The 18617-nt window shown below is 55.3% G+C and carries 21 protein-coding genes and 1 tRNA gene; 11 read left to right on the top strand and 11 right to left on the bottom strand.

The window, feature by feature from the left end:
- Nucleotides 1–445 precede the first annotated feature (445 nt).
- Both B2T33_RS05620 and B2T33_RS05615 read right to left on the bottom strand, forming a co-directional pair.
- A complete protein-coding gene (locus tag B2T33_RS05620; protein ID WP_063085999.1) occupies nt 446–871 on the bottom strand; it encodes a DUF6691 family protein in 426 nt (141 codons plus the stop codon).
- A complete protein-coding gene (locus tag B2T33_RS05615) occupies nt 871–1305 on the bottom strand; it encodes a YeeE/YedE family protein (RefSeq protein WP_286791337.1) in 435 nt (144 codons plus the stop codon). The genes B2T33_RS05620 and B2T33_RS05615 overlap by 1 nt, the downstream gene beginning before the upstream one ends.
- 309 nt (nt 1306–1614) lie before the next feature.
- On the opposite strand from B2T33_RS05615, the gene B2T33_RS05610 reads away from it, so the two are divergent.
- On the top strand, nt 1615–2589 hold the full coding sequence (locus tag B2T33_RS05610) for a class I SAM-dependent DNA methyltransferase (RefSeq protein WP_064780332.1): 975 nt from the start codon (nt 1615–1617) through the stop codon (nt 2587–2589).
- A 74-nt stretch (nt 2590–2663) separates the two neighbouring features.
- On the opposite strand, the gene B2T33_RS05605 is transcribed toward B2T33_RS05610, so the two are convergent.
- The 4 genes from B2T33_RS05605 to B2T33_RS05590 all read right to left on the bottom strand — a co-directional run bounded on the left by B2T33_RS05605 (nt 2664) and on the right by B2T33_RS05590 (nt 5723).
- Complete coding sequence (locus B2T33_RS05605) at nt 2664–3578, bottom strand: 50S ribosomal protein L11 methyltransferase (RefSeq protein ID WP_286791336.1); 915 nt, start codon at nt 3576–3578, stop codon at nt 2664–2666.
- Entirely contained in the window at nt 3563–3901 is a 339-nt protein-coding gene (locus tag B2T33_RS05600; RefSeq protein WP_286791335.1) for a hypothetical protein, read from the bottom strand. Before B2T33_RS05600 ends, B2T33_RS05605 begins: the two co-directional genes overlap by 16 nt.
- Before the next feature lie 202 nt (nt 3902–4103).
- Nucleotides 4104–4322 (bottom strand): hypothetical protein, encoded by a 219-nt coding sequence (locus B2T33_RS05595; protein ID WP_008888946.1) that lies wholly within the window; start codon nt 4320–4322, stop codon nt 4104–4106.
- A 612-nt stretch (nt 4323–4934) separates the two neighbouring features.
- Nucleotides 4935–5723, bottom strand: a complete 789-nt coding sequence (locus B2T33_RS05590; RefSeq protein ID WP_286791334.1) for a class II aldolase/adducin family protein — start codon at nt 5721–5723, stop codon at nt 4935–4937.
- A 163-nt stretch (nt 5724–5886) separates the two neighbouring features.
- On the opposite strand from B2T33_RS05590, the gene B2T33_RS05585 reads away from it, so the two are divergent.
- The 3 genes from B2T33_RS05585 (at nt 5887) to B2T33_RS05575 (ending at nt 8779) form a co-directional block, all read left to right on the top strand.
- Complete coding sequence (locus tag B2T33_RS05585; protein WP_286791333.1) at nt 5887–6843, top strand: NAD(P)-dependent oxidoreductase; 957 nt, start codon at nt 5887–5889, stop codon at nt 6841–6843.
- Between the two features lie 71 nt (nt 6844–6914).
- Nucleotides 6915–7613, top strand: coding sequence for a TetR family transcriptional regulator C-terminal domain-containing protein (locus B2T33_RS05580; protein ID WP_286791332.1), 699 nt, complete (start codon nt 6915–6917; stop codon nt 7611–7613).
- A complete protein-coding gene (locus B2T33_RS05575; protein WP_286791331.1) occupies nt 7610–8779 on the top strand; it encodes a pyridoxal phosphate-dependent aminotransferase in 1170 nt (389 codons plus the stop codon). The genes B2T33_RS05580 and B2T33_RS05575 overlap by 4 nt, the downstream gene beginning before the upstream one ends.
- A gap of 21 nt (nt 8780–8800) precedes the next feature.
- Here the strand turns inward: B2T33_RS05575 and B2T33_RS05570 are convergent, their stop codons facing one another.
- From B2T33_RS05570 to B2T33_RS05550, 5 genes are all read right to left on the bottom strand, one after another.
- Complete coding sequence (locus B2T33_RS05570; RefSeq protein ID WP_286791330.1) at nt 8801–9265, bottom strand: YtoQ family protein; 465 nt, start codon at nt 9263–9265, stop codon at nt 8801–8803.
- A 111-nt stretch (nt 9266–9376) separates the two neighbouring features.
- Complete coding sequence (locus tag B2T33_RS05565; RefSeq protein WP_286791329.1) at nt 9377–9799, bottom strand: hypothetical protein; 423 nt, start codon at nt 9797–9799, stop codon at nt 9377–9379.
- 72 nt (nt 9800–9871) lie between these two features.
- Complete coding sequence (locus B2T33_RS05560; protein ID WP_286791328.1) at nt 9872–10213, bottom strand: hypothetical protein; 342 nt, start codon at nt 10211–10213, stop codon at nt 9872–9874.
- Between the two features lie 411 nt (nt 10214–10624).
- Nucleotides 10625–10700: transfer RNA gene (locus tag B2T33_RS05555), tRNA-Ala, on the bottom strand.
- A 96-nt stretch (nt 10701–10796) separates the two neighbouring features.
- Nucleotides 10797–11102 carry an FYDLN acid domain-containing protein gene (locus tag B2T33_RS05550; RefSeq protein WP_008888952.1) on the bottom strand — a complete coding sequence of 102 codons (306 nt, stop codon included), beginning with the start codon at nt 11100–11102 and terminating at the stop codon, nt 10797–10799.
- A 360-nt stretch (nt 11103–11462) separates the two neighbouring features.
- Here B2T33_RS05550 and aroA point away from each other — a divergent pair, with 360 nt between their 5' ends.
- From aroA to pyrF, 7 genes are all read left to right on the top strand, one after another.
- A complete protein-coding gene (gene aroA / locus B2T33_RS05545) occupies nt 11463–12806 on the top strand; it encodes a 3-phosphoshikimate 1-carboxyvinyltransferase (protein WP_286791327.1) in 1344 nt (447 codons plus the stop codon).
- Nucleotides 12807–12880: 74 nt separating this feature from the next.
- Nucleotides 12881–13525: a (d)CMP kinase gene (gene cmk, locus B2T33_RS05540; protein WP_063085978.1), complete on the top strand. Its 645-nt coding sequence runs from the start codon at nt 12881–12883 to the stop codon at nt 13523–13525.
- A 232-nt stretch (nt 13526–13757) separates the two neighbouring features.
- The gene (gene rpsA / locus B2T33_RS05535) at nt 13758–15461 is read left to right on the top strand and encodes a 30S ribosomal protein S1 (RefSeq protein WP_008888955.1); all 1704 of its coding nucleotides are present in this window, start codon (nt 13758–13760) and stop codon (nt 15459–15461) included.
- A 355-nt stretch (nt 15462–15816) separates the two neighbouring features.
- Nucleotides 15817–16740: a signal peptide peptidase SppA gene (gene sppA, locus B2T33_RS05530; RefSeq protein WP_286791326.1), complete on the top strand. Its 924-nt coding sequence runs from the start codon at nt 15817–15819 to the stop codon at nt 16738–16740.
- A 71-nt stretch (nt 16741–16811) separates the two neighbouring features.
- Nucleotides 16812–17087 carry an integration host factor subunit beta gene (ihfB, locus tag B2T33_RS05525; RefSeq protein ID WP_008888957.1) on the top strand — a complete coding sequence of 92 codons (276 nt, stop codon included), beginning with the start codon at nt 16812–16814 and terminating at the stop codon, nt 17085–17087.
- 221 nt (nt 17088–17308) lie between these two features.
- Nucleotides 17309–17617 (top strand): LapA family protein, encoded by a 309-nt coding sequence (locus tag B2T33_RS05520; RefSeq protein ID WP_063085977.1) that lies wholly within the window; start codon nt 17309–17311, stop codon nt 17615–17617.
- Nucleotides 17618–17798: 181 nt separating this feature from the next.
- Entirely contained in the window at nt 17799–18521 is a 723-nt protein-coding gene (pyrF, locus tag B2T33_RS05515; protein WP_286791325.1) for an orotidine-5'-phosphate decarboxylase, read from the top strand.
- The last annotated feature ends 96 nt before the right edge of the window (nt 18522–18617 follow it).

Genomic DNA, 18617 nt, shown 5'->3' with positions numbered 1-18617 from the left:
CGCTAAGGGTCAAAACTCATTCACATGATCGCCCCGGTCGCCCGGATTTGTGCGGATATGCGGAGCAAAATCATAGGAAGATATGCATCTTTCAAGATTTTGCGACAAAATAGCCCGTGCAAATCCGGGTGATCCGAAGGACAACTGATATAGGAGAAAGCCTCTGCGTCAAATCCCTTGACCGGGGATCACCCCGCTCTGCGGCATTTTCCTAGCTTTTTCTCTCATATCAGTTGCCGGGCCGGTCATGTGAATGAGTTTTGACCCTTAGCTGAGTTATGGGATTTTAACGCCAAAGACAAGCCCGGTGCTGCGAGATTTTAGTCAAATTTTGACCGGAAATGCGAAACCGCCCGGCGTAAAGCACGGGCGGTTGCAAAACCTGCGGCAAGTGTCTGGGGGATCAAACCGGCCGCAGGTTATCGGGTTCAGGCATCGGCCGGGTTTACTTGTTAAGACCCATGGCACGCGCGCCGCCCATGCCGGCAATCATCGCGACCACAAAAATAATTGTGTCTGTATGGCCGAAGGCCAGTGCACTAAGGGCCGGACCCGGGCAATACCCAACCAGTCCCCAACCGGTACCAAACAACAGGCCGCCAACAACCAGTTTGGTGGTGATGGCACGGTTGGTCGGCAGGCTCATCTCGCCGCCACAGACCGCCTCGGTCCGGTTCTTTGCAAACTGGAAGATTGGAATGGCAACCGCCAGCCCACCGCCCATCACAAACGCAAGGCTCGGATCCCAACCCCCATCGGCAATCGCCCAGATATCAAGAAAGCCCAGAACCTTTTGCGGGTCGATCATGCCCGAAATGTAAAGCCCAAAGCCGAAAATCGTGCCGCAAATCAGGGAAACAATTATCCGCATCACATGCCTCCCATCAGATGGCGGGTGACAAGAACCGTGACAAAGCCCGCTGCCATAAACGACAGGGTCGCAACCAGCGATCGCAGTGAAAACCGCGACAGGCCGCAAATGCCATGACCACTGGTGCAACCTCTGCCAATCGTGGTGCCAAGACCAACCAGAAGACCGGCAACGATGATGACCGGTAATGAGCTTGTCACAACACTCTGGGCTTCGATCTCGGTTGCGTTCATCAGGATGAACGGACCAACAATCAGCCCGATGATAAAGGCCAGCCGTTCAAAAACAGCAGAACCACCCTTGGTCGGGGTCAACAAACCGCCAAGAATGCCGCTGATCCCGGCAATGCGCCCATTGAGCAAAAGATAAAGGCCAGAGGCCAGACCAATAAGTCCACCGCCAATCAGGGCGGAAATCGGAGTGAAGTTTTCCATCATTCAATCCATCAAAATCAGAATTTATATTAATGTATGATAATTAATTGATTTTATCAATGGGTCAGTGGAAATTTGTGCCAAATTTCTTTGTAGAAACTGTTGCTAAAAACGAAGCAGACGTACCCGGATGCGCCCAACTATTGGTCAAGATACTGTTTGCATTGGTGTCCGATTCCACAAAACAGATAAGCAATTGATTTTTCGATATTTTATCTATCTTGCAAAACACCGAAAATAGGAAGATATAGCAGTATCTTTGGTTGTGGTTTCGGCGTGTTGCCCAAACCCCCTTTTCGGATTTCATGCATGAGCAAAGATCGTCTGTCCGCCAGTCGGCGTCTTGATGTCGCATTGGCGCTGGTATCACAGGGTGACTACACCGCTGCGATTGACGTGGCGCGTGCCGCATTGGCCGCTGATAGTGACTGGGACGAAGCCCATTTTACGCTGGGCGATATTTATGAACGTGCCGGTGAAACCGAAAACGCCGTTGAGGCTTTCCGTCAATATCTGATGCTTGATCCCAAGGATCGCATGGGGGCAGAGGTCCGCCTGACATTGCTTGGTGCGGCTGCCCTGCGTGATCGCTTGCCGCCCGATTATGTGCGGGCCCTGTTTGACGATTACGCTCCACGGTTTGAAATCAGCCTGCGTGATCGATTGGCCTATCGCGGACCGGAACTTTTGTTCGAAGCCATCCGGACTCACCTGCCGGAAATGTTGCGTCCGATGGATGTGCTTGATCTTGGCTGTGGTACCGGGCTTGTGGGCGAAGTGTTCGCTGGTCATGTTGACGCGATTGATGGCATCGACCTGTCGCCGCGCATGATCAACCGTGCGCGCGCCAAGGGGCTTTATCGCACGCTGGTCGCGGGCGATATCACCGATATGCCCGCCGATATCGGAACGGATTACAGCGTTGTCATCGCGGCGGACGTTCTGAACTATCTTGGCGATCTGGTACCTGCGCTCCGCGCCGCCCATGACCGGATGAAGCCCGGCGGGTTGCTGGTATTCACGCTCGAGCACGGCGATAACTTCCCGTTCGATCTCGGTCCCGGGCAACGCTTCCGCCATCACCAGCGCGCGATCAGCGAATGGCTGGTCGAGTGTGGTTTTAATGTTCTGTCAGACACTTTGGGTGTTCTGCGTCAGGAAAAGGGCAATCCGGTCGAAGGTCGGGTCATCGTCGCACGTGCAAGTGATGCACTGGCGCTGATGGCGGGCGATCTGATCATTCCGGGCGATCCCGATCAGGCATCGGGTCAAACCCTTCACTGACCTGCAGTTGTGAACTGCTTAATCCAAAGCACCCCGTAGCCTGTGGCTGCGGGGTGTTTTTGTTTGGTATTGCTCTAGACCGGTGTGCCGCGAATGACCGCCACCTCGTGATAAAGCGGCACATTCGGATCATCATTGATCATTTCTTGGGCCTTGGTGGCCGAAAGCGGCTGTTTTCCTTCCGGGTCGCCATAGAATTTGCAGACAAGCTGCTTTTCATATTCGGTCCCGTTCAGTGCCTTTTCCAGTGACACGAAAAACGAAATATCCGTTCCTGAATGTTGCAGAACGATCTTTGACGCGATCTTTTCGGGTTTGTAGCCATTGGCCTCAAAGCATTCGCAAATAATCTCGGTGCCAATGCGGCAACCAAAATTCATCACCAGTTCGGCCTTTGGCGCGTGTTCGCGAATTCGGCGCATAAGCGCCTCGTTCAGGCCAAGCCCGACCGAGTTGTAGGGGTACTGGTCAAACAGGCTCCAGGGATAATAATGCGCGATATGGTCTTCGGCCTCGTCACCGGCCCCTTCGGCCAGTTCGATGGACTGGGCTTCGCGAAAGGCTGTCAGGCGTTCATCACTGGGCTCGCCGACCTGTGGAATGCAGGCAATCACCACATCGGTCATTGCGATTTTTTCGTGTGCCTCATCGGTATCGACAAGACTGACACTGCCGTGAACAGGTTCGAAATGTTTGGCATGTTCGGGGGAAAGGATTTTGATGTTGCGCTCTGCCAGAACGACAAGGCGGGGGTCAAGGTCGCTGCCATAAACGCGTTTGGCGCCGCAGCTTTGCAAGATAAAGGCGACATTGATGCCAGTACCAACACCGACTTCGTAAACGGTTTTGCCGTTCAGATCAGCGCGCGCCAAGCCTTCCTGGAATGTTTGTGTCCAGGGATCATCGGGATCAAAGGCAAAATCTGGTGTTTCGGGATCACTGGCGTATGGGCTGGATGTGTCGCTGCTCTCTTCTAAAGCATGTTGCATTTAATCTGCTCCATTATGTTTGTTTTTGGCGTGCCGTTTGGCAAGGCACAGCGTGCAGAGCGATGCGGCGCATCGGTCAAACGGTGTAACGCCGCGAAACGCCGCCAAAAACAAACCCTTCGGGCCGGGATAACCTTCCGCCCCGCAGCGTAAAGACCCTTGAACGTAGCCCCGCTACGTCCTGCGGCCCCTTCCTCGCCGGACAGATGGTTATCTCCGGCAAAATGGGGCAGATTAAATGCAACATGCTTTAGCATAATGCTTCCTGTTTTCTTGCGCATCAGCCGGTCGCGGAACCCTGCAGGCATGGCAAAAAGCGCCATAGAATCCGGTGACAAGGCAACCGGATGGAATTGGCGCGACAAGCCCGCATAAACGGTACCGGGATCGACAAGCCAGTGCCGATGCGCAGCGTTTTATCTTATTCTTGACGCGGTCAGGTGAGCGCGACGTGACGCCATACAGGCATCATGAACGGGAAGATTGCCGGCAATGGCACCGGCATGGGCAGGGCAAAAGCGCCCCTCAGTTTACGGCGGCAAACTGTTTTGCGTCGCTGGCCAACTGAACGTCTTGGGCAAGCGGGCCAAGCGAAACTGCCAGACTTTCACAATTGCAGTCCGCGCCGACCAGAACATTGAGTGGGGATGTGCTGTCTTCACGGCCCACCAACGCCTGCATGATCCGCAGAAGGGTTGGTGCCGGGGACAAACCGTTGCAATCAATTGTGTTCGATACTTGCATGTCGTCTTCTCCTTGTCTGGCAAGCAGGAGCTTCGGCACACCGCCGGGGACGGTTAAGGATGCCGCAGCATGACGTGTTCCCGATGCCCGACAAGATCTGCGGGCAACCTGATAGAAACACTCTCGACCTTTGCGCGATCCCAGCATCAAGCCACCACGCGGTGGCATCATCGGAATGACAGAAGGCCCGATCCAAAGACCCGTTCTGTCAGCTGGGCGGTCATAAGGGTCAACTTTTGCAATCAACCCGTTTTGGTCATCAAACTCGTTTCGCATCGCGACTGTCGCGCATCAGCACAAGTTATGATTTTCAATGCGTTGGGATTGGGTGCGCCATCAAAGTGGCTTTCTCCGAACCCCGACCAAAACACACCGGAAAATTCTCCGGCCCGACCTTGTTGAATTCAATCGTAGCAGTCGGCAGATGGGTGTCAAGGAAGGATTTGATTATCTTTTACGCAATAAGTCGAACAGATTAAATTTTAATCACAAATGTCCCTCTTTCCCGCCCAGGGATTTGAGCAGGCTGGAGGATGGCTCCAGAAATATGAAAACCAGCAAGTATTTACCGCGCTTGCGAAGGGGCGGAATGCGCGCTTCTGGCGTGATGTCCTAATCGCGGAAACCGGGGTCCAGACGGTCGGCAAGGCGCATTTGCGCCTCCCACTCCAGGGCAACATCACCGTCGTCATAGGCCATCTGGCTGAACTGTTCGGAAACGCGTTTTATCACCGCATCATCAATCTGCCGAAGCGGTCTTCCCATCGCCAGGGTAGACTCCTGAATCTCGCACGCCCGGTTCAGATAAAACATGTTTGAAAACATCTGCCCGGCGGTTGCCCCCACGGTCAAAAGACCATGATTGCGCAGGATCAGCGCGATGTTGGCGCCAAGCGCTTCAACGATTCTTTCGCGTTCCTCAAGATCAAGCGCGATGCCCTCATAGTCGTGATAGCCGATTTGGCCAAAATACTGCAGGGCGATCTGATTAAGCGGCATCAAACCTTCTTCAAGGCAGGAGACGGCAAATCCCGACCGTGTGTGGGTGTGCATCACCCAGGCCGCATCATGGCGACCGATATGCACGGCACTGTGAATGGTAAAGCCTGCCGGGTTCACCCGATAGGGGCTGTCCGCAACCTTGTTGCCGTCGACATCGATCTTCACCAGCGAAGAGGCGGTAATTTCCTCCCACATCAGGCCATAGGGGTTGATCAGAAAATGCCCCGGTTCACCCGGTACCCGGGCCGAAATATGGGTATAGATCGTGTCGGTCATTCTGTAATGGGCCGCCAGCCGGTAACAGGCGGCTAGTTCGATGCGGCACTGCTTTTCGCCGTCGCTGATTTGTGGATCACTCATGACGCTGGTCTCGGCGTCCTTCTGTGTCGCGATATGCATGCCGACCTCCATTGATCTGATCAAACGGCTTTACTCTTTGATATACACTTGTTTAACTGAGGATGAAACCAAAGCGCAAATTTTCTTGGGCAGGCACCCGCAATTTGGGTGCGTCAACAGGGATCAGGCGCGCAGAAGAAGATGATGTAAGGGGCTTTGACTGATGGCGGTGGCAGAACCGATTTACGGTGTTCTTCTCAGCGATGCGATGGATCTCAAAAGCTATTATTCGCTTGATTTTGGCGATGCGGCGCCCGATGTCCGCCTGCTTGACCCCGATGAAGTCACCAACCCCGACCTTATCCGTTTTGCGGTGTGCTGGCTGCCGGGCCCGGCGGCGTTTTCGCCTTATCCCAATATTGAAATGGCGATGTCGGTCGGGGCCGGCGTCGATGCTTTGCTGAAACATCCGGGCTTGAGCGATGACGTCGCAATCTGTCGGGTCCGCGACCCCAATCAGGCGGACCTGATGGCGGGTTATGCAGTGCATGAAGTTGTCCATATCGAACGCGGCTTTGCCAGTATGCAGCAAAGTCAGGGCAGCGCCGAATGGGCCCCGCCTGCGATCCGGCCGCCGCGTGATCTCAAGGTTGCCGTGCTTGGTCATGGCTCCATGGGGGCATCGGTTGTCAAGGCCTTGGCTGCCTGTGGATTTAGTGTTTCGGTTGCCTGCCGCCGCGATCCTGCGGATCCCGTCGAAGGCGTGTGCTATTTCACCGGTGACGACTCGGTTCTGCAATCTGTGGCTGGTCAGGATGTGGTGATCAATGTCCTGCCCCTGACGGCCAAGACCGAGAATATCCTCAATGCAGCGCTGTTTTCAAAACTGGCCAAGGGCGCCTGGCTGATTCAGATCGGACGTGGCGAACATCTGGACGAGGATGACTTTACTGCCGCCCTCGATCGTGGGCAGCTCAGCGGCGCGACCCTTGATGTGTTTCGCACCGAACCGTTGCCGTCCGATCATCCGTTCTGGGCGGATCCGCGCCTGCGTATCACCCCGCATATCGCCAGTGATACAACGCCACGCATTGTTGCCGAACAAGCCCTGCAATCAGCCCGTGAACTGCATGCAGGCAAACCGCTCAGTCTTGCTGTCAGCCGCGGCCAAGGCTACTGAGCGGACGGCTCAGCATACCCACATCCGATTGTACGCTTGAAACCCGATCAAAATTATTCAATTGTATAACAATGAGCCGAAAAACATTTCAACGCCTGTCGCTTGATGTCCGCCGTCGCAGTTTGATCGAGGCGACATTGACCTGCATTGCCCGTGACGGGCTGCATGGGGCATCGGTGCGCCGGATCACTGAAGAAGCCGGGGTGACCGTCGGGCTGGTGCGCCATTATTTCGGCAGCAAGGATGACATGATCCGCAATGCCTATGCCTATCTGGTCGGCCAGCTGACGGCACAGGCCAGTGAAAGCGCACGCGCCACCGAAGGCACGCCAGAGGCCAAGTTGGCAAGCTTCCTGCGCGCCAACCTGACCAAGCCCAACATGGACGAAGAAACCGTCTCGCTTTGGGCGACCTTCATCGGCCGGGTACGTCATGATCCCGACTTTGCCGAAATTCACCGGGATGGCTATCGCGAGTTTCTCAATGTCCTGGAAACGCTGATCGAGCCGGTCCTGATCACCCATGGCTGCCCGCACAGAGTGGCGATTTGCCGCAACCATGCGATTGCACTCAATGGCCTGATTGATGGGCTTTGGATGGAAGGGGCACTGAATTCCGGCCTTTACGCCCAGGATATCCTGCCTGATCTGATCACAGGTGCCGCCGAACGCTTGCTTGAATTGCCCACCGGTGCGTTGTCCGCACCCGATATTGCCCTTCAATCGGCACGCCACCGTGCACACCCCGAACAACAAAGTAAGCCGTCATGAGATATGCCGAGATTACCAACCGTCTTGCCGAACTGGGCGGGGCCAAATGGGCCGTTCACAACACCGCCCGTGATCGCGAGGCCCAAGGTACGAAAATCATCGAACTGACAATTGGCGAACCTGACATTCCCGTCGACCCGGCCCTGATCGACGCTTGCGAGGCCTCCATGCGGCGTGGCCGCACCCATTATTCCAATGGTCGGGGCGAGGTCGGGTTGCTTGATGCGCTGGTCGAAAAATACAAACCCGTCTGGCCGGATGTTACGCCGGAAAACATCCTTTGTTTCCCCGGTACGCAGACCGCCCTTTATACTGTGATGACGGCGCTGGTGGATGCCGGGCAAGGCGTGCTGGTCGGTGATCCCTATTATGCGACCTATGCCGGGGTAATCCGAGCATCCGGTGCGGAATTGCAATCCGTCCCGTTATCGATTGAGCACGGCTTTATCATGCAGCCGGGTGATCTGCGTGCTGCGATCACCAAGGACAGCCGTGTGTTGCTGCTCAATACGCCGCACAATCCATCTGGCGCGCTTCTGGATCGCGCAACACTGGTCGAACTTGGCAAGATCGCCATCGAACATGATCTGTGGATTGTCTGTGACGAGGTCTATGAGGATCTGGTGTTTGAAGGCACTTTTGCCTCCCCGCTTGAAATCGAAGAGCTGCGTGATCGCACCATCGTCACATCCTCGATCTCGAAAACCTTTGCCGCCACCGGCTTTCGCAGTGGCTGGGCCGTTGGCCCCGAGGAACTCTGTACCAAGGTCCTGCCGATTTCCGAAACCATCCTGTTTGGCAATCAGCCCTTCATCGCCGATGCGACCGAGGTCGCCCTGCGTGGCAATTTCGATACGGCGGCGCGCATGTGCAAAAGCTATGCGGCACGCGTTGACATGATCGAAACGGAACTTGCCGGATGCGATGTGCTTAAACCGGGCAAGGTATCCGGCGGCATGTTTGCCATGATTGATGTCGGTGCCACTGGCATGAACGGCGAAGAATTCGCCTGGGCGCTTTTGGATGATCAAAACGTTGCCGTCATGCCCGGCGCATCCTTTGGCGAAAACGCCAAGAACCTGATCCGTGTGGCGCTGACCGTGCCAGACGAAGAACTCCGCGAAGCCATCAAACGCATCCGGGCCTTTGCCGAGAAGTCGGCGTAAAGGCTCGGCCTTGGGCGTTTGTTATGCCTTGGGCATATCACCCCGGATGATATAGGCCAGTGCCGCAACCACCTGTTCGGGTTCGCGCGCCACACCATTGGCCGCGCCATCGACTTCCTTAAGCGCGTGATCATGCTCGGCGGGATGAAGCGTGATGTATGGAATGCCAAGGGCGGCCGCGTAACCGGCATCAAAGGCCGCGTTCCACTGCTTGTATTTCTCGCCAAAGCGAATGACGGCAAGGTCGGACTGTGACAGGAGGGTCTTGGTGCGCATGGCATTGAGCTGCGCGCCTTTGCGGTCATGCCAAAACTTGTTTTCTTCAGCACCGAAAACGGCAACGCCACAATCATCAGAATCTTCATGCACGGTGATGGGGGCAACCAGCTCGACCGGAAGGCCGGCTTCTTTGACGCCAGTTTCAATGCGCTCGCGCCAGTCACTGTGAATTTCGCCCGACAAATAAACGGTCCAAACCTTGCTCATGGTCTTCTCCCAGTTGGATTTGCTGGGCGGCAGTCTTCAGGGATGGGTAGGGCGATGTCAAGCATGCCCGTTGGCGAAACGCGGGGGTTTGGGGGCAAGGCCCCCATGGGTTTAGAACGCGACGCCGGGGTCTTTCGTGATTTTCAATTCGAGAGGGATACGGAATTTGAGGCGTTGTTCAGATGCGTTGCCATGGCTGGCCGTGCCACTCGCACCTCCTCCAATGTTCACACCGACGACTTGCAAGGAAGCCTTGGCGCCAACATCACCTGCCTTAGCAGCGCTAACGGTCACCGCGACATCGAAGTCGAGCATGGTCGCGTAACGGAATTTTTTGTTGCGAGCGAGGTCCGGGGTGTTTTCATCAGTCAGACCCAAATAGATCAGACCAGCAGACTTAAGTACTTCAACAGGCGGGTTGTCGTTAGACAGAGTTGGATTTGCCGTGGCTTTGTCGGTCTTTTTCTCAAATGCCTCAAGACCCTCAACAATTTCGGTCAGCGATTGTTCGATGAAGTCTTTCAGGGATGTCATGGTTGCTTGAGCTCCTCGTTGTGCGGGCATAGTCGGGTAAGCGGTCAAAGCCAACTGTGCTGGGTTTGGGTGTCAGAGTTTCAAGGGAATACGAAACTTTGTGCGGCTCACAGTTTCGGCGCGGTTTTCGGCATCTACACCCGCGCCAATGCTAAGGACCTTAATGTCAATTCTTGCACCGGCATCGGCACTGGTCGTGTCCTCGGCTGTGACGGCAACGTCGAAATCGACGTTGATCGCATAACTGCGGCCAAGGTGCATGTAGCCGGCTCGTTGAATTGCCTGATTGACGTCCGGATTACGTTGATCTTGAGCAGGCGCAGCAATGTTGTCTCCAGCTTCCTCATTGAACGACTGCACTGCGCGATGGATGTCGCGAAATGTCTGGAGGATGAACTCGTCAAGGTTTGCCATGTTTCCATTTTCCAAGGTCAGGGTGTGGGATGAATCAACCTTAACGACTTTGTGGATGGGTTTCATCTACTCGCGAGTATAGGCGGCTTGCGTCGAAAATTCTCATTCAAACACGCGGTTATTTCGCTTTTCGGGTCTCGGGGGCGGTTTTTGTATCACCGTACGTTCTGAAACACTCGGTAATTTCATGGCGGGCAATGGCCGGACATTCGATCGATCAGATTTCGGATATGACCGCGACAACACGGGAAACTGTGACGCGGGTGTATCGGAAATGGTCGCCGGAATATCTGTCTTCGCTGGCCGAAACACTGGCGCCGGGGGCGGATATCGTCAGCATGTTCACGAAACCGGCAAATTGAGCACGCCCGGAAACAACAAAACCCGTCGCCAAAGGCAACGGGTTTTGAATGGTGGAGCCGATCAGGATCGAACTGACGACCTCTACAATGCCATTGTAGCGCTCTCCCAACTGAGCTACGGCCCCACTTTGTCCGCGACGCAGTCTGCATGGCAGGCTCTGCGGCGCGGCGCATATTTAGAAGGTTCGCCAAATGTTGGCAAGACCCTTTTTCAAAATTTCTTAGCGATCGTCGTCGTCTGATTCGACATGCTCATAGACTTCGCCAAGATCATCATCATCTTCGCCAAGATCAGAAGCATCTTCGAGAATATCATCGTCGATATCGGTATCGACATCATCGTCAAGATCGGTGACGTCATCGACGTCTTCGTCTTCTTCCGGTGCCGGTTTTGCAACCGCGGATTTCTTGACCTTTGTCACCCCGTCCGGCGTTTTGCATTTCGGGCAGACAACCGGGGTACGGTTCAGGTCGTAATACTTGGTACCACAGGCGAGGCAGTGACGTTTCTTACCGCGTGCTGACATTACGGCAAATCCTCTTAATTACCGTTATCAATTAAGAAAAAGACTTTGTGTCGCAAAAGCGCAGCAAGGCTACGCACAGCGTCTTGTCCGAGAGGCCCAATTGCCATCTTGCGAGCACCTTGTCAAAAGGAAATTGCGCGTTTTTCCCTTTGGCAAGGCGATGGGACAAATCTGCCGCACATTCGTGCAATTTCCTACACCGAATTTCGGGTTCGATACTGGTGCCTGCCAACCGCTTGTGCTAGAGCATTGGTCCCCTGATTGAAAGGCCCGCGCGCGCCTGAAAACATGGCCGCAGCGCAGCGCTTTTTCAATCAGCCTTTTGTTGATGATAAAACAGTGACTGGCAGGTACGAGCCCATGAGTTCTTCGCAAACCAAACGTCCGCTTTCCTCGGCCAAGGCCGGGCCGCTTTCGGGCGATATCCGGGTTCCGGGTGACAAGTCTATTTCTCATCGCTCCCTGATGTTTGGTGGTCTGGCAATCGGTACAACCAAGGTTACCGGCCTTCTGGAAGGCGAAGACGTTCTGGCAACGGCGGACGCCATGCGCAAACTTGGCGCCACCGTCACCCGCGACGAAGATGGCACCTGGCACGTCACCGGGGTTGGGGTTGGCGCACTTCGTGAACCCGATAGCGTGATTGATATGGGCAATGCCGGCACCGGCATTCGTCTGATGGCGGGCATCGTTGCCACCCATCCGATCACGACGTTCTTCACTGGTGATGCGTCGCTGTGCAAACGCCCGATGGGCCGCGTCGCTGATCCGTTGTCCGAATTTGGCGCACAATTCATTACCCGTGATCGCGGTCGCCCGCCGATGGCGGTGATTGGAACGGACGAAGCCAAGCCGGTGACCTATACCCTGCCGATGGCATCGGCCCAGGTGAAATCGGCGGTGATGCTGGCCGGGTTGAATACCACCGGCACCACCACGGTGATTGAACCCAAACCGTCGCGCGATCATACCGAACGCATGCTGCGCCACTTCGGGGTCGAGGTCGATGTGAAGGTCAATGACGATGGCGGTCGCACCGTCAGCCTGACCGGCCCGGTCGAAATGAAGGCTGCGGATATTGTCGTGCCGACCGATCCAAGTTCGGCCGCCTTCCCCATGGTGGCGGCCCTGATCAATCCCGACTCCCGTGTCACCATTCGTGATGTCTGCCTGAACCCGCTGCGCACCGGCCTGATCACCACCCTGATTGAAATGGGGGGTGACATCACGATCACCAACGAGCGCGAAGAAGCCGGGGAAACCATCGGTGATCTGGTCGTGACCGGCAAGAACCGCCTCAAGGGCATTGTTGTCCCGGCCGAACGCGCCCCATCCATGATCGACGAGTATCCGGTTCTGGCCGTGGCTGCGGCCTATGCCGAGGGTGAAACCCGCATGTGTGATCTTGAAGAATTGCGCGTGAAGGAATCGGATCGTTTGGCGGCTGTGGCGGCTGGTCTTGAAGCCAATGGCGTCATTCACCGGATCGAAGGCGATGATCTGATTGTCACTGGCGGTGTGGTGCCGGGCGGTGGCATGGTGGAAACCCATCTTGATCATCGCATTGCAATGTCGTTCCTGGTTCTGGGGCTTGGCGCGGAAAAGCCGGTTGCGGTCGATGATGCCAACCCGATTGCCACGAGCTTCCCGAACTTCGAAAAACTGATGGGCGATATGGGCGCGAAATTTGCGCTGCATTCCTGATCGGGCCCACCAATATATAAGTCACCATTCGGGACTTATGGATGCACCAGATATAATCACAGGGAGTGACCCACATGATCATCGCCATTGATGGGCCGGCCGCGTCCGGCAAGGGGACCTTGGCACGTCGAGTCGCAGAAGCAATGGACTATGCCTATCTCGATACCGGCCTGCTGTATCGTGCGACCGGTGCGAAAGTTCTGGCCGAAAATGGCGACCCTGCTGATGAAGCCGCCGCCGTGGCCGCGGCCGAAAATCTGAGCGCGTCCGATCTCGAAGGTGAGGCCCTTCGTAGCGAGGAAGTCGGGACCGCTGCCTCAAAAGTTGCAGCAATTCCAAGGGTTCGCGAGGTGTTGCTTGATTTTCAGCGCACCCTTGCCACCACCCCGCCGGGCGGTAAACGCGGTGCCGTATTGGATGGTCGTGACATCGGAACGGTCGTCTGTCCGGAAGCACCGATCAAGTTTTATCTGACAGCCAGTGTCGAAGAACGTGCAAACCGTCGGTTCAAACAGTTGCAGGAAAAAAATCCCGCTGCTATATACGAGCGCGTTCTTAAAGAGCTTGAAGAACGGGATGCCCGAGACAGTGCTCGCGATGTCGCACCGCTCAAGATGGCAGATGACGCAATCCATATTGATACGGACCGTCTGAATGCCAACGCAGTGTTCGATGCCGTCATGGCACATATCCATACCCATATGGGTGCGGATGACTGATCAAAAGGCGTTTTAACCGTCAGGCGTTGAACGATCCCGAGGTACCGGTCCTTTGGCCTGTTCCTAAGGTGAACGACTTGTGCGTTCACCTTTTCGTGTATGGAAGGTTCGCCTTCAGATGCGTTCGGGTTTGAACACTGAATGACAAATCGCCGCGATTTTGCGGCAAAGACCACCGGACACAACCGGTTGGCCAGAATATAGTGACGATACTCGAAAGGAAGTCTGGTTTATGACCACCGCTGAAGAAGCACAATTCTCGACTGGCGAAGATTTTGCCGCCCTGCTGGCTGAAACCCTTGGTTCTGAAGACGAAGGTTTTGTTGGCCGCGTAATGACCGGTTCGGTCGTTAAAAAAACTGACGATGATGCCATCGTCGATGTCGGCCTGAAATCCGAAGGCCGCGTTCCGCTTAAAGAATTTGGCGCAGGCGAAGTAAACATTGGCGATACCGTTGATGTTTATGTCGACCGCTATGAAAACAAGGATGGCCTGATCGTCCTGTCGCGCGAAAAAGCGCGCCGCGAAGAAGCTTGGGTTGAGCTGGAAAAACAGTTCTCCGAAGGCAAACGCGTCGACGGCACCATCTTTGGTCGTGTTAAAGGCGGCTTCACCGTTGACCTGTCGGGCGCAGTTGCGTTCCTTCCGGGTTCCCAGGTTGATATCCGTCCGGTTCGTGACGTCACCCCGCTGATGAACAACCCGCAGCCGTTCCAGATCCTGAAAATGGATCGTTCGCGCGGCAACATCGTTGTTTCGCGTCGTGCCGTTCTCGAAGAGACCCGTGCAGAACAGCGTGCTGAACTGATCCAGAACCTTCAGGAAGGTCAGATCCTTGACGGCGTCGTCAAAAACATCACCGATTACGGCGCGTTCGTCGATCTCGGTGGCGTTGATGGCCTGCTGCACGTTACCGACATTGCTTGGAAACGTATCAACCATCCGTCCGAAGCGCTTCAGATCGGCCAGACTGTTAAAGTCCAGGTTATCCGCTTCAACAGCGAAACCCAGCGTATCTCGCTTGGCATGAAGCAGCTTGAAGCTGATCCGTGGGAAGGCGTCGAAGCCAAATACCCGGTCGGTTCGAAATTCGAAGGTCGTGTCACCAACATCACCGATTACGGCGCATTCGTCGAACTCGAAGCTGGTGTCGAAGGCCTGGTCCACGTTTCCGAAATGTCCTGGACCAAGAAAAACATCCACCCGGGCAAAATCGTTTCGACCTCACAGGAAGTCGAAGTCATGGTGCTCGACGTCGATGCCCAGAAACGTCGTATCTCGCTTGGTCTCAAGCAGTGCACCTCGAACCCGTGGGATGCCTTCCTGGCAGCTCATCCGGTCGAGTCCGAGATCGAAGGCGAAGTCAAGAACATCACCGAATTCGGTCTGTTCATTGGCCTCATGGGCGGTATCGACGGTATGGCTCACCTCTCGGACCTGTCATGGGACCGCGCTGGTGAAGAAGTCATCAAAGAATACAAAAAAGGCGACATCGTCAAAGCCAAGGTTCTTGACGTTGACGTTGAAAAAGAACGCATCTCGCTCGGCATCAAACAGCTGTCTGGTGATCCGTTCAAAGACGCCGTTGTCGGCATCAAACGTGGCGACGCTGTAACCTGTGAAGTTACCGAAGTTAACGACGGTGGCATCGAGGTTTCGGTTGGCGACACCGAACTCAAAGGCTTCATCCGTAAAGCTGAGCTGGCGCGTGAGCGTTCTGAACAGCGTCCGGAACGCTTTGCAGTTGGTGAAAAAGTCGACGCACGCGTTACTGCAATCGACTCCAAAACCCGCAAGGTTTCTCTCTCTGTCAAAGCTCTTGAAGTTGCTGACGAGAAGAAAGCAATGGCGGATTACGGTTCGGCAGACAGCGGCGCATCGCTCGGCGACATCCTCGGCGAAGCTCTGCGCAAGAAACAGGAAGGCGGCGAATAAGCCACCCTCCGACGAATACGCTCTGCAGTCTTGCAGAACGAAAAGACGGGTCGCGCTTTGCGCGGCCCGTTTTCTTTTGTCCGGATTCCAGTCTGGCAATTTGATGCGCGGTGGATGGCCGATATATCCGGCTGATGTCCGGCAGACCTGTAAAGGGCACCAAATTGTATATCATCTGCTTTTTGCGGCTGAATTTTAGCCCGACTCTGCCGATATCGGCATTTTTCGCGAAAATTTTGATTTTAAACGCTTTTTGTTCTTGCCTTCCGGGTCGATAAAAACCATTTGAAGAGACGGGTTTGAGCGATCACACTCGTCTAAGTATTTGATTGAACAATTGGAAACGGACACGCCGATGGCACTTGATGCCGATATCCTGCTGGATCGACGCCGCTTGAAAAAATCCATCTTTCGCTGGCGTGTGGTGGCGGTGATTGCCGTGATCGCGGTGATCGTGATTGGCTTGTCTGGCACGGGTGTTAAGGACAGTGTTCTGGGCGGACTGGGTCCGCGCATTGTTGAAGTCACCATCGAAGGTGTGATCACCGAAGACCCCTATCTTCTTGATGCGCTGAGCGCGATCGAAGAAGACAGCGACGTTGTCGGCGTGATTGTCCATATCAACAGCCCGGGTGGCACCATGGTTGGTGGCGAAACGCTGTTTGAGGCGCTGCGCCGTATTGGCGAAACCCGGCCAATCGTTGCCGAGATGGGGACTGTTGCGGCGTCCGGCGGTTACATGACCGCGATTGCCGCCGACCACATCATTGCCCGCCGTGGGACAATCACCGGCTCGATCGGGGTGATTTTCCAGTCGATGAATTTTAATGGAACGCTTGAAAAGCTTGGTGTTGAACCGCTGACGGTAAAAAGCGGTCCGCTTAAAGCTGCGCCCAATCCGTTCGAACCTGTTGATGATGTTGCAAAATCGGCCATGCAGGGCCTGATTTCGGACATGTTTGACGTGTTTGTTGAAATGGTTGCGACCCGCCGCGATATGACGGTCGAAACAGTTACGACTCTTGCCGATGGCCGCGTCTATACCGGACAGCAGGCTGTTGCCAACGGATTGATTGATGAAATTGGAGGCCGCCGTGAAGCCTTGCGCTGGCTCGAAGAGGAAGCCGGTATCACGACGGATGCACAGGTAGTGCCGCTTGAAATCGAATACCCGGAAGACGATTTGATGAGTGCTGTTCTCGAGGGAAGCCTTGGAAAAGTGCTGTCATCTGAGGGGCTTAAACTTGACGGTTTGCTGACGGTCTGGCAACCTGAGTGAGAGCTTCTTTAAGACATAATCTAATCCGTGGTTGAGTGAGACTGTCAGCACCAACAGGATGGGGCCTGGAAATGACAAAATCTGAATTGATTGCCCGCCTTGCGGAGATGAACCCGCATCTCTATCAGCGCGATGTTGAACGGATTGTCGCCACGATCTTTGACGAGATCACAGACGCGCTTGCGCGCGGCGACCGGGTCGAGCTTCGCGGCTTTGGCGCATTTTCCGTAAAACAGCGTGAGGCCCGCGTTGGCCGCAATCCGCGTACCGGGGATGCGGTTCCTGTCGGTGAGAAAAAGGTTCCCTATTTCAAAACCGGCAAACAGCTTCGCGAACGTTTGAACTGATTCCTGCCTGATTTGTTTTGACCGGCAATCGGGCCTGCGCCACCCGCAGCCCGCCCGATGCGACCAGCATGCAACACACAAAAACTGTGTGACTGTTGCCATGGCTTTTGTCCGGTTCTTGCCCCATACTGATCAGAACATTGATCAAACGAGACCTGCTGCCGGGTTTTGATCCATCCTGTTTTCTGGATGGGACAGGCACCGGCACAAGGAGCTAGGTAATGCGCTTCCTGTACTGGATTATTTCCATCCCGCTTGCCGTACTGATTGCGGTGTTTGCAGTTTCCAACCGGGCATTGGTCACGATTTCGCTTTGGCCCTTGCCATTTGAAATCGACTTGCCGCTGTTCCTGCCGATCATGATTGCGTTGTTGATCGGACTTGGGATCGGCTTTGCCTTTGAATGGTTGCTGCAAGGCAAGCACCGCCGTGCCGCACGGCGCATGGATAGCGAACTCAAGCGCATCAAGACGGATGACACCACGCCATCCACACCAAATACAGATCAAAAGGCCATCGGCCAAAGCTGATCAAGTCAAAGGGCTCCGTTTCGGGGCCCTTTTGCTTTTTGCCGCATGGCGTCAATGTCTGTTCGAAAGCCGATTTGACATTGGCCTTTGTGGCCAAATCGGCTAAGCCATGTCCGGTCCGCTATGAAATTTGCTGCGAAAAGCTGGGCCATGACCCAATTCCAGCCCGTCGGAGGACCCCATGACCCAGACCCTTGCCGCCAAAGACCGCATCTATTGCGCGATTGATACCACCGATCTTGATCATGCAATCAATCTGGCATCGAAGCTGTCGGGTGTTATCGGCGGGGCCAAGCTTGGCAAGGAATTCTTCGCGGCCCACGGGCCACAAGGGGTCCGGGCGGTTGCCAAAACCGGCATGCCGATCTTCCTTGATGTCAAATATCACGATATCCCCAACACGGTGGCCGGGGCCATTCGCGCTGTGACGCCATTGGGTGTCAGGATCGTCAATGTCCATGCCGCCGGTGGTTTGGAGATGATGAAACGTGCCGGTGATGCGGCGCGCGAAGCCGCCGACAAGGCCGGCGTCGACGTGCCGTGGGTGATTGCCGTAACCATCCTGACCAGCATGGACCAGGGCGATCTTGATGATGTCGGCCTCAAGGGCCCGATTGAAGATCGAGTGGTCAAGCTGGCGGAACTAACCCAAAAGGCCGGTCTGGACGGTGTTGTCTGCTCCGCACAGGAAATCACCCCGGTGCGCAAGGCACTCGGCCCGGACTTCAAGCTGATCACACCGGGTATTCGCCCAAGCTGGGCGGCAAGTGACGATCAGAAACGCATCGTTACCCCAGCCGATGCCGTCGCCATGGGAAGTGACGTTCTGGTGATTGGTCGCCCGATCACCAAGGCCGAAGATCCGATTGCTGCGGCGCAAAAAATCGTCGCCGAACTTTCCTGATCGACGATCCTCAATCTCTGCCTGCGCTGCATCATGCCTGTGCCTTGCCGTAATCCGGGCAAGACAGGCTGCCATGCAAATTTCGCGATGGATTTG

The organism is Thalassospira sp. UBA4513 (assembly GCF_002388495.1).
GTDB lineage: Bacteria > Pseudomonadota > Alphaproteobacteria > Rhodospirillales > Thalassospiraceae > Thalassospira > Thalassospira tepidiphila.
Note: the sequence above shows the minus strand (reverse complement) of the source record. Positions and strands in the feature narration are given on the sequence as shown.

Excerpts from the sequence above, each read along its gene's own strand:
- B2T33_RS05590 (WP_286791334.1), bottom strand. The coding sequence starts at position 5,723 with ATGCATATCGCGACACAGAAGGACGCCGAGACCAGCGTCATGAGTGAT.
- B2T33_RS05580 (WP_286791332.1), top strand. The coding sequence starts at position 6,915 with ATGAGCCGAAAAACATTTCAACGCCTGTCGCTTGATGTCCGCCGTCGC.
- B2T33_RS05595 (WP_008888946.1), bottom strand. The coding sequence starts at position 4,322 with ATGCAAGTATCGAACACAATTGATTGCAACGGTTTGTCCCCGGCACCA.
- rpsA (WP_008888955.1), top strand. The coding sequence starts at position 13,758 with ATGACCACCGCTGAAGAAGCACAATTCTCGACTGGCGAAGATTTTGCC.
- B2T33_RS05610 (WP_064780332.1), top strand. The coding sequence starts at position 1,615 with ATGAGCAAAGATCGTCTGTCCGCCAGTCGGCGTCTTGATGTCGCATTG.
- cmk (WP_063085978.1), top strand. The coding sequence starts at position 12,881 with ATGATCATCGCCATTGATGGGCCGGCCGCGTCCGGCAAGGGGACCTTG.
- B2T33_RS05615 (WP_286791337.1), bottom strand. The coding sequence starts at position 1,305 with ATGGAAAACTTCACTCCGATTTCCGCCCTGATTGGCGGTGGACTTATT.
- B2T33_RS05605 (WP_286791336.1), bottom strand. The coding sequence starts at position 3,578 with ATGCAACATGCTTTAGAAGAGAGCAGCGACACATCCAGCCCATACGCC.
- B2T33_RS05575 (WP_286791331.1), top strand. The coding sequence starts at position 7,610 with ATGAGATATGCCGAGATTACCAACCGTCTTGCCGAACTGGGCGGGGCC.
- ihfB (WP_008888957.1), top strand. The coding sequence starts at position 16,812 with ATGACAAAATCTGAATTGATTGCCCGCCTTGCGGAGATGAACCCGCAT.
- B2T33_RS05565 (WP_286791329.1), bottom strand. The coding sequence starts at position 9,799 with ATGACATCCCTGAAAGACTTCATCGAACAATCGCTGACCGAAATTGTT.
- pyrF (WP_286791325.1), top strand. The coding sequence starts at position 17,799 with ATGACCCAGACCCTTGCCGCCAAAGACCGCATCTATTGCGCGATTGAT.
- B2T33_RS05520 (WP_063085977.1), top strand. The coding sequence starts at position 17,309 with ATGCGCTTCCTGTACTGGATTATTTCCATCCCGCTTGCCGTACTGATT.
- B2T33_RS05600 (WP_286791335.1), bottom strand. The coding sequence starts at position 3,901 with ATGGCGCTTTTTGCCATGCCTGCAGGGTTCCGCGACCGGCTGATGCGC.
- aroA (WP_286791327.1), top strand. The coding sequence starts at position 11,463 with ATGAGTTCTTCGCAAACCAAACGTCCGCTTTCCTCGGCCAAGGCCGGG.
- B2T33_RS05560 (WP_286791328.1), bottom strand. The coding sequence starts at position 10,213 with ATGGCAAACCTTGACGAGTTCATCCTCCAGACATTTCGCGACATCCAT.
- B2T33_RS05550 (WP_008888952.1), bottom strand. The coding sequence starts at position 11,102 with ATGTCAGCACGCGGTAAGAAACGTCACTGCCTCGCCTGTGGTACCAAG.
- sppA (WP_286791326.1), top strand. The coding sequence starts at position 15,817 with ATGGCACTTGATGCCGATATCCTGCTGGATCGACGCCGCTTGAAAAAA.
- B2T33_RS05585 (WP_286791333.1), top strand. The coding sequence starts at position 5,887 with ATGGCGGTGGCAGAACCGATTTACGGTGTTCTTCTCAGCGATGCGATG.
- B2T33_RS05620 (WP_063085999.1), bottom strand. The coding sequence starts at position 871 with ATGCGGATAATTGTTTCCCTGATTTGCGGCACGATTTTCGGCTTTGGG.
- B2T33_RS05570 (WP_286791330.1), bottom strand. The coding sequence starts at position 9,265 with ATGAGCAAGGTTTGGACCGTTTATTTGTCGGGCGAAATTCACAGTGAC.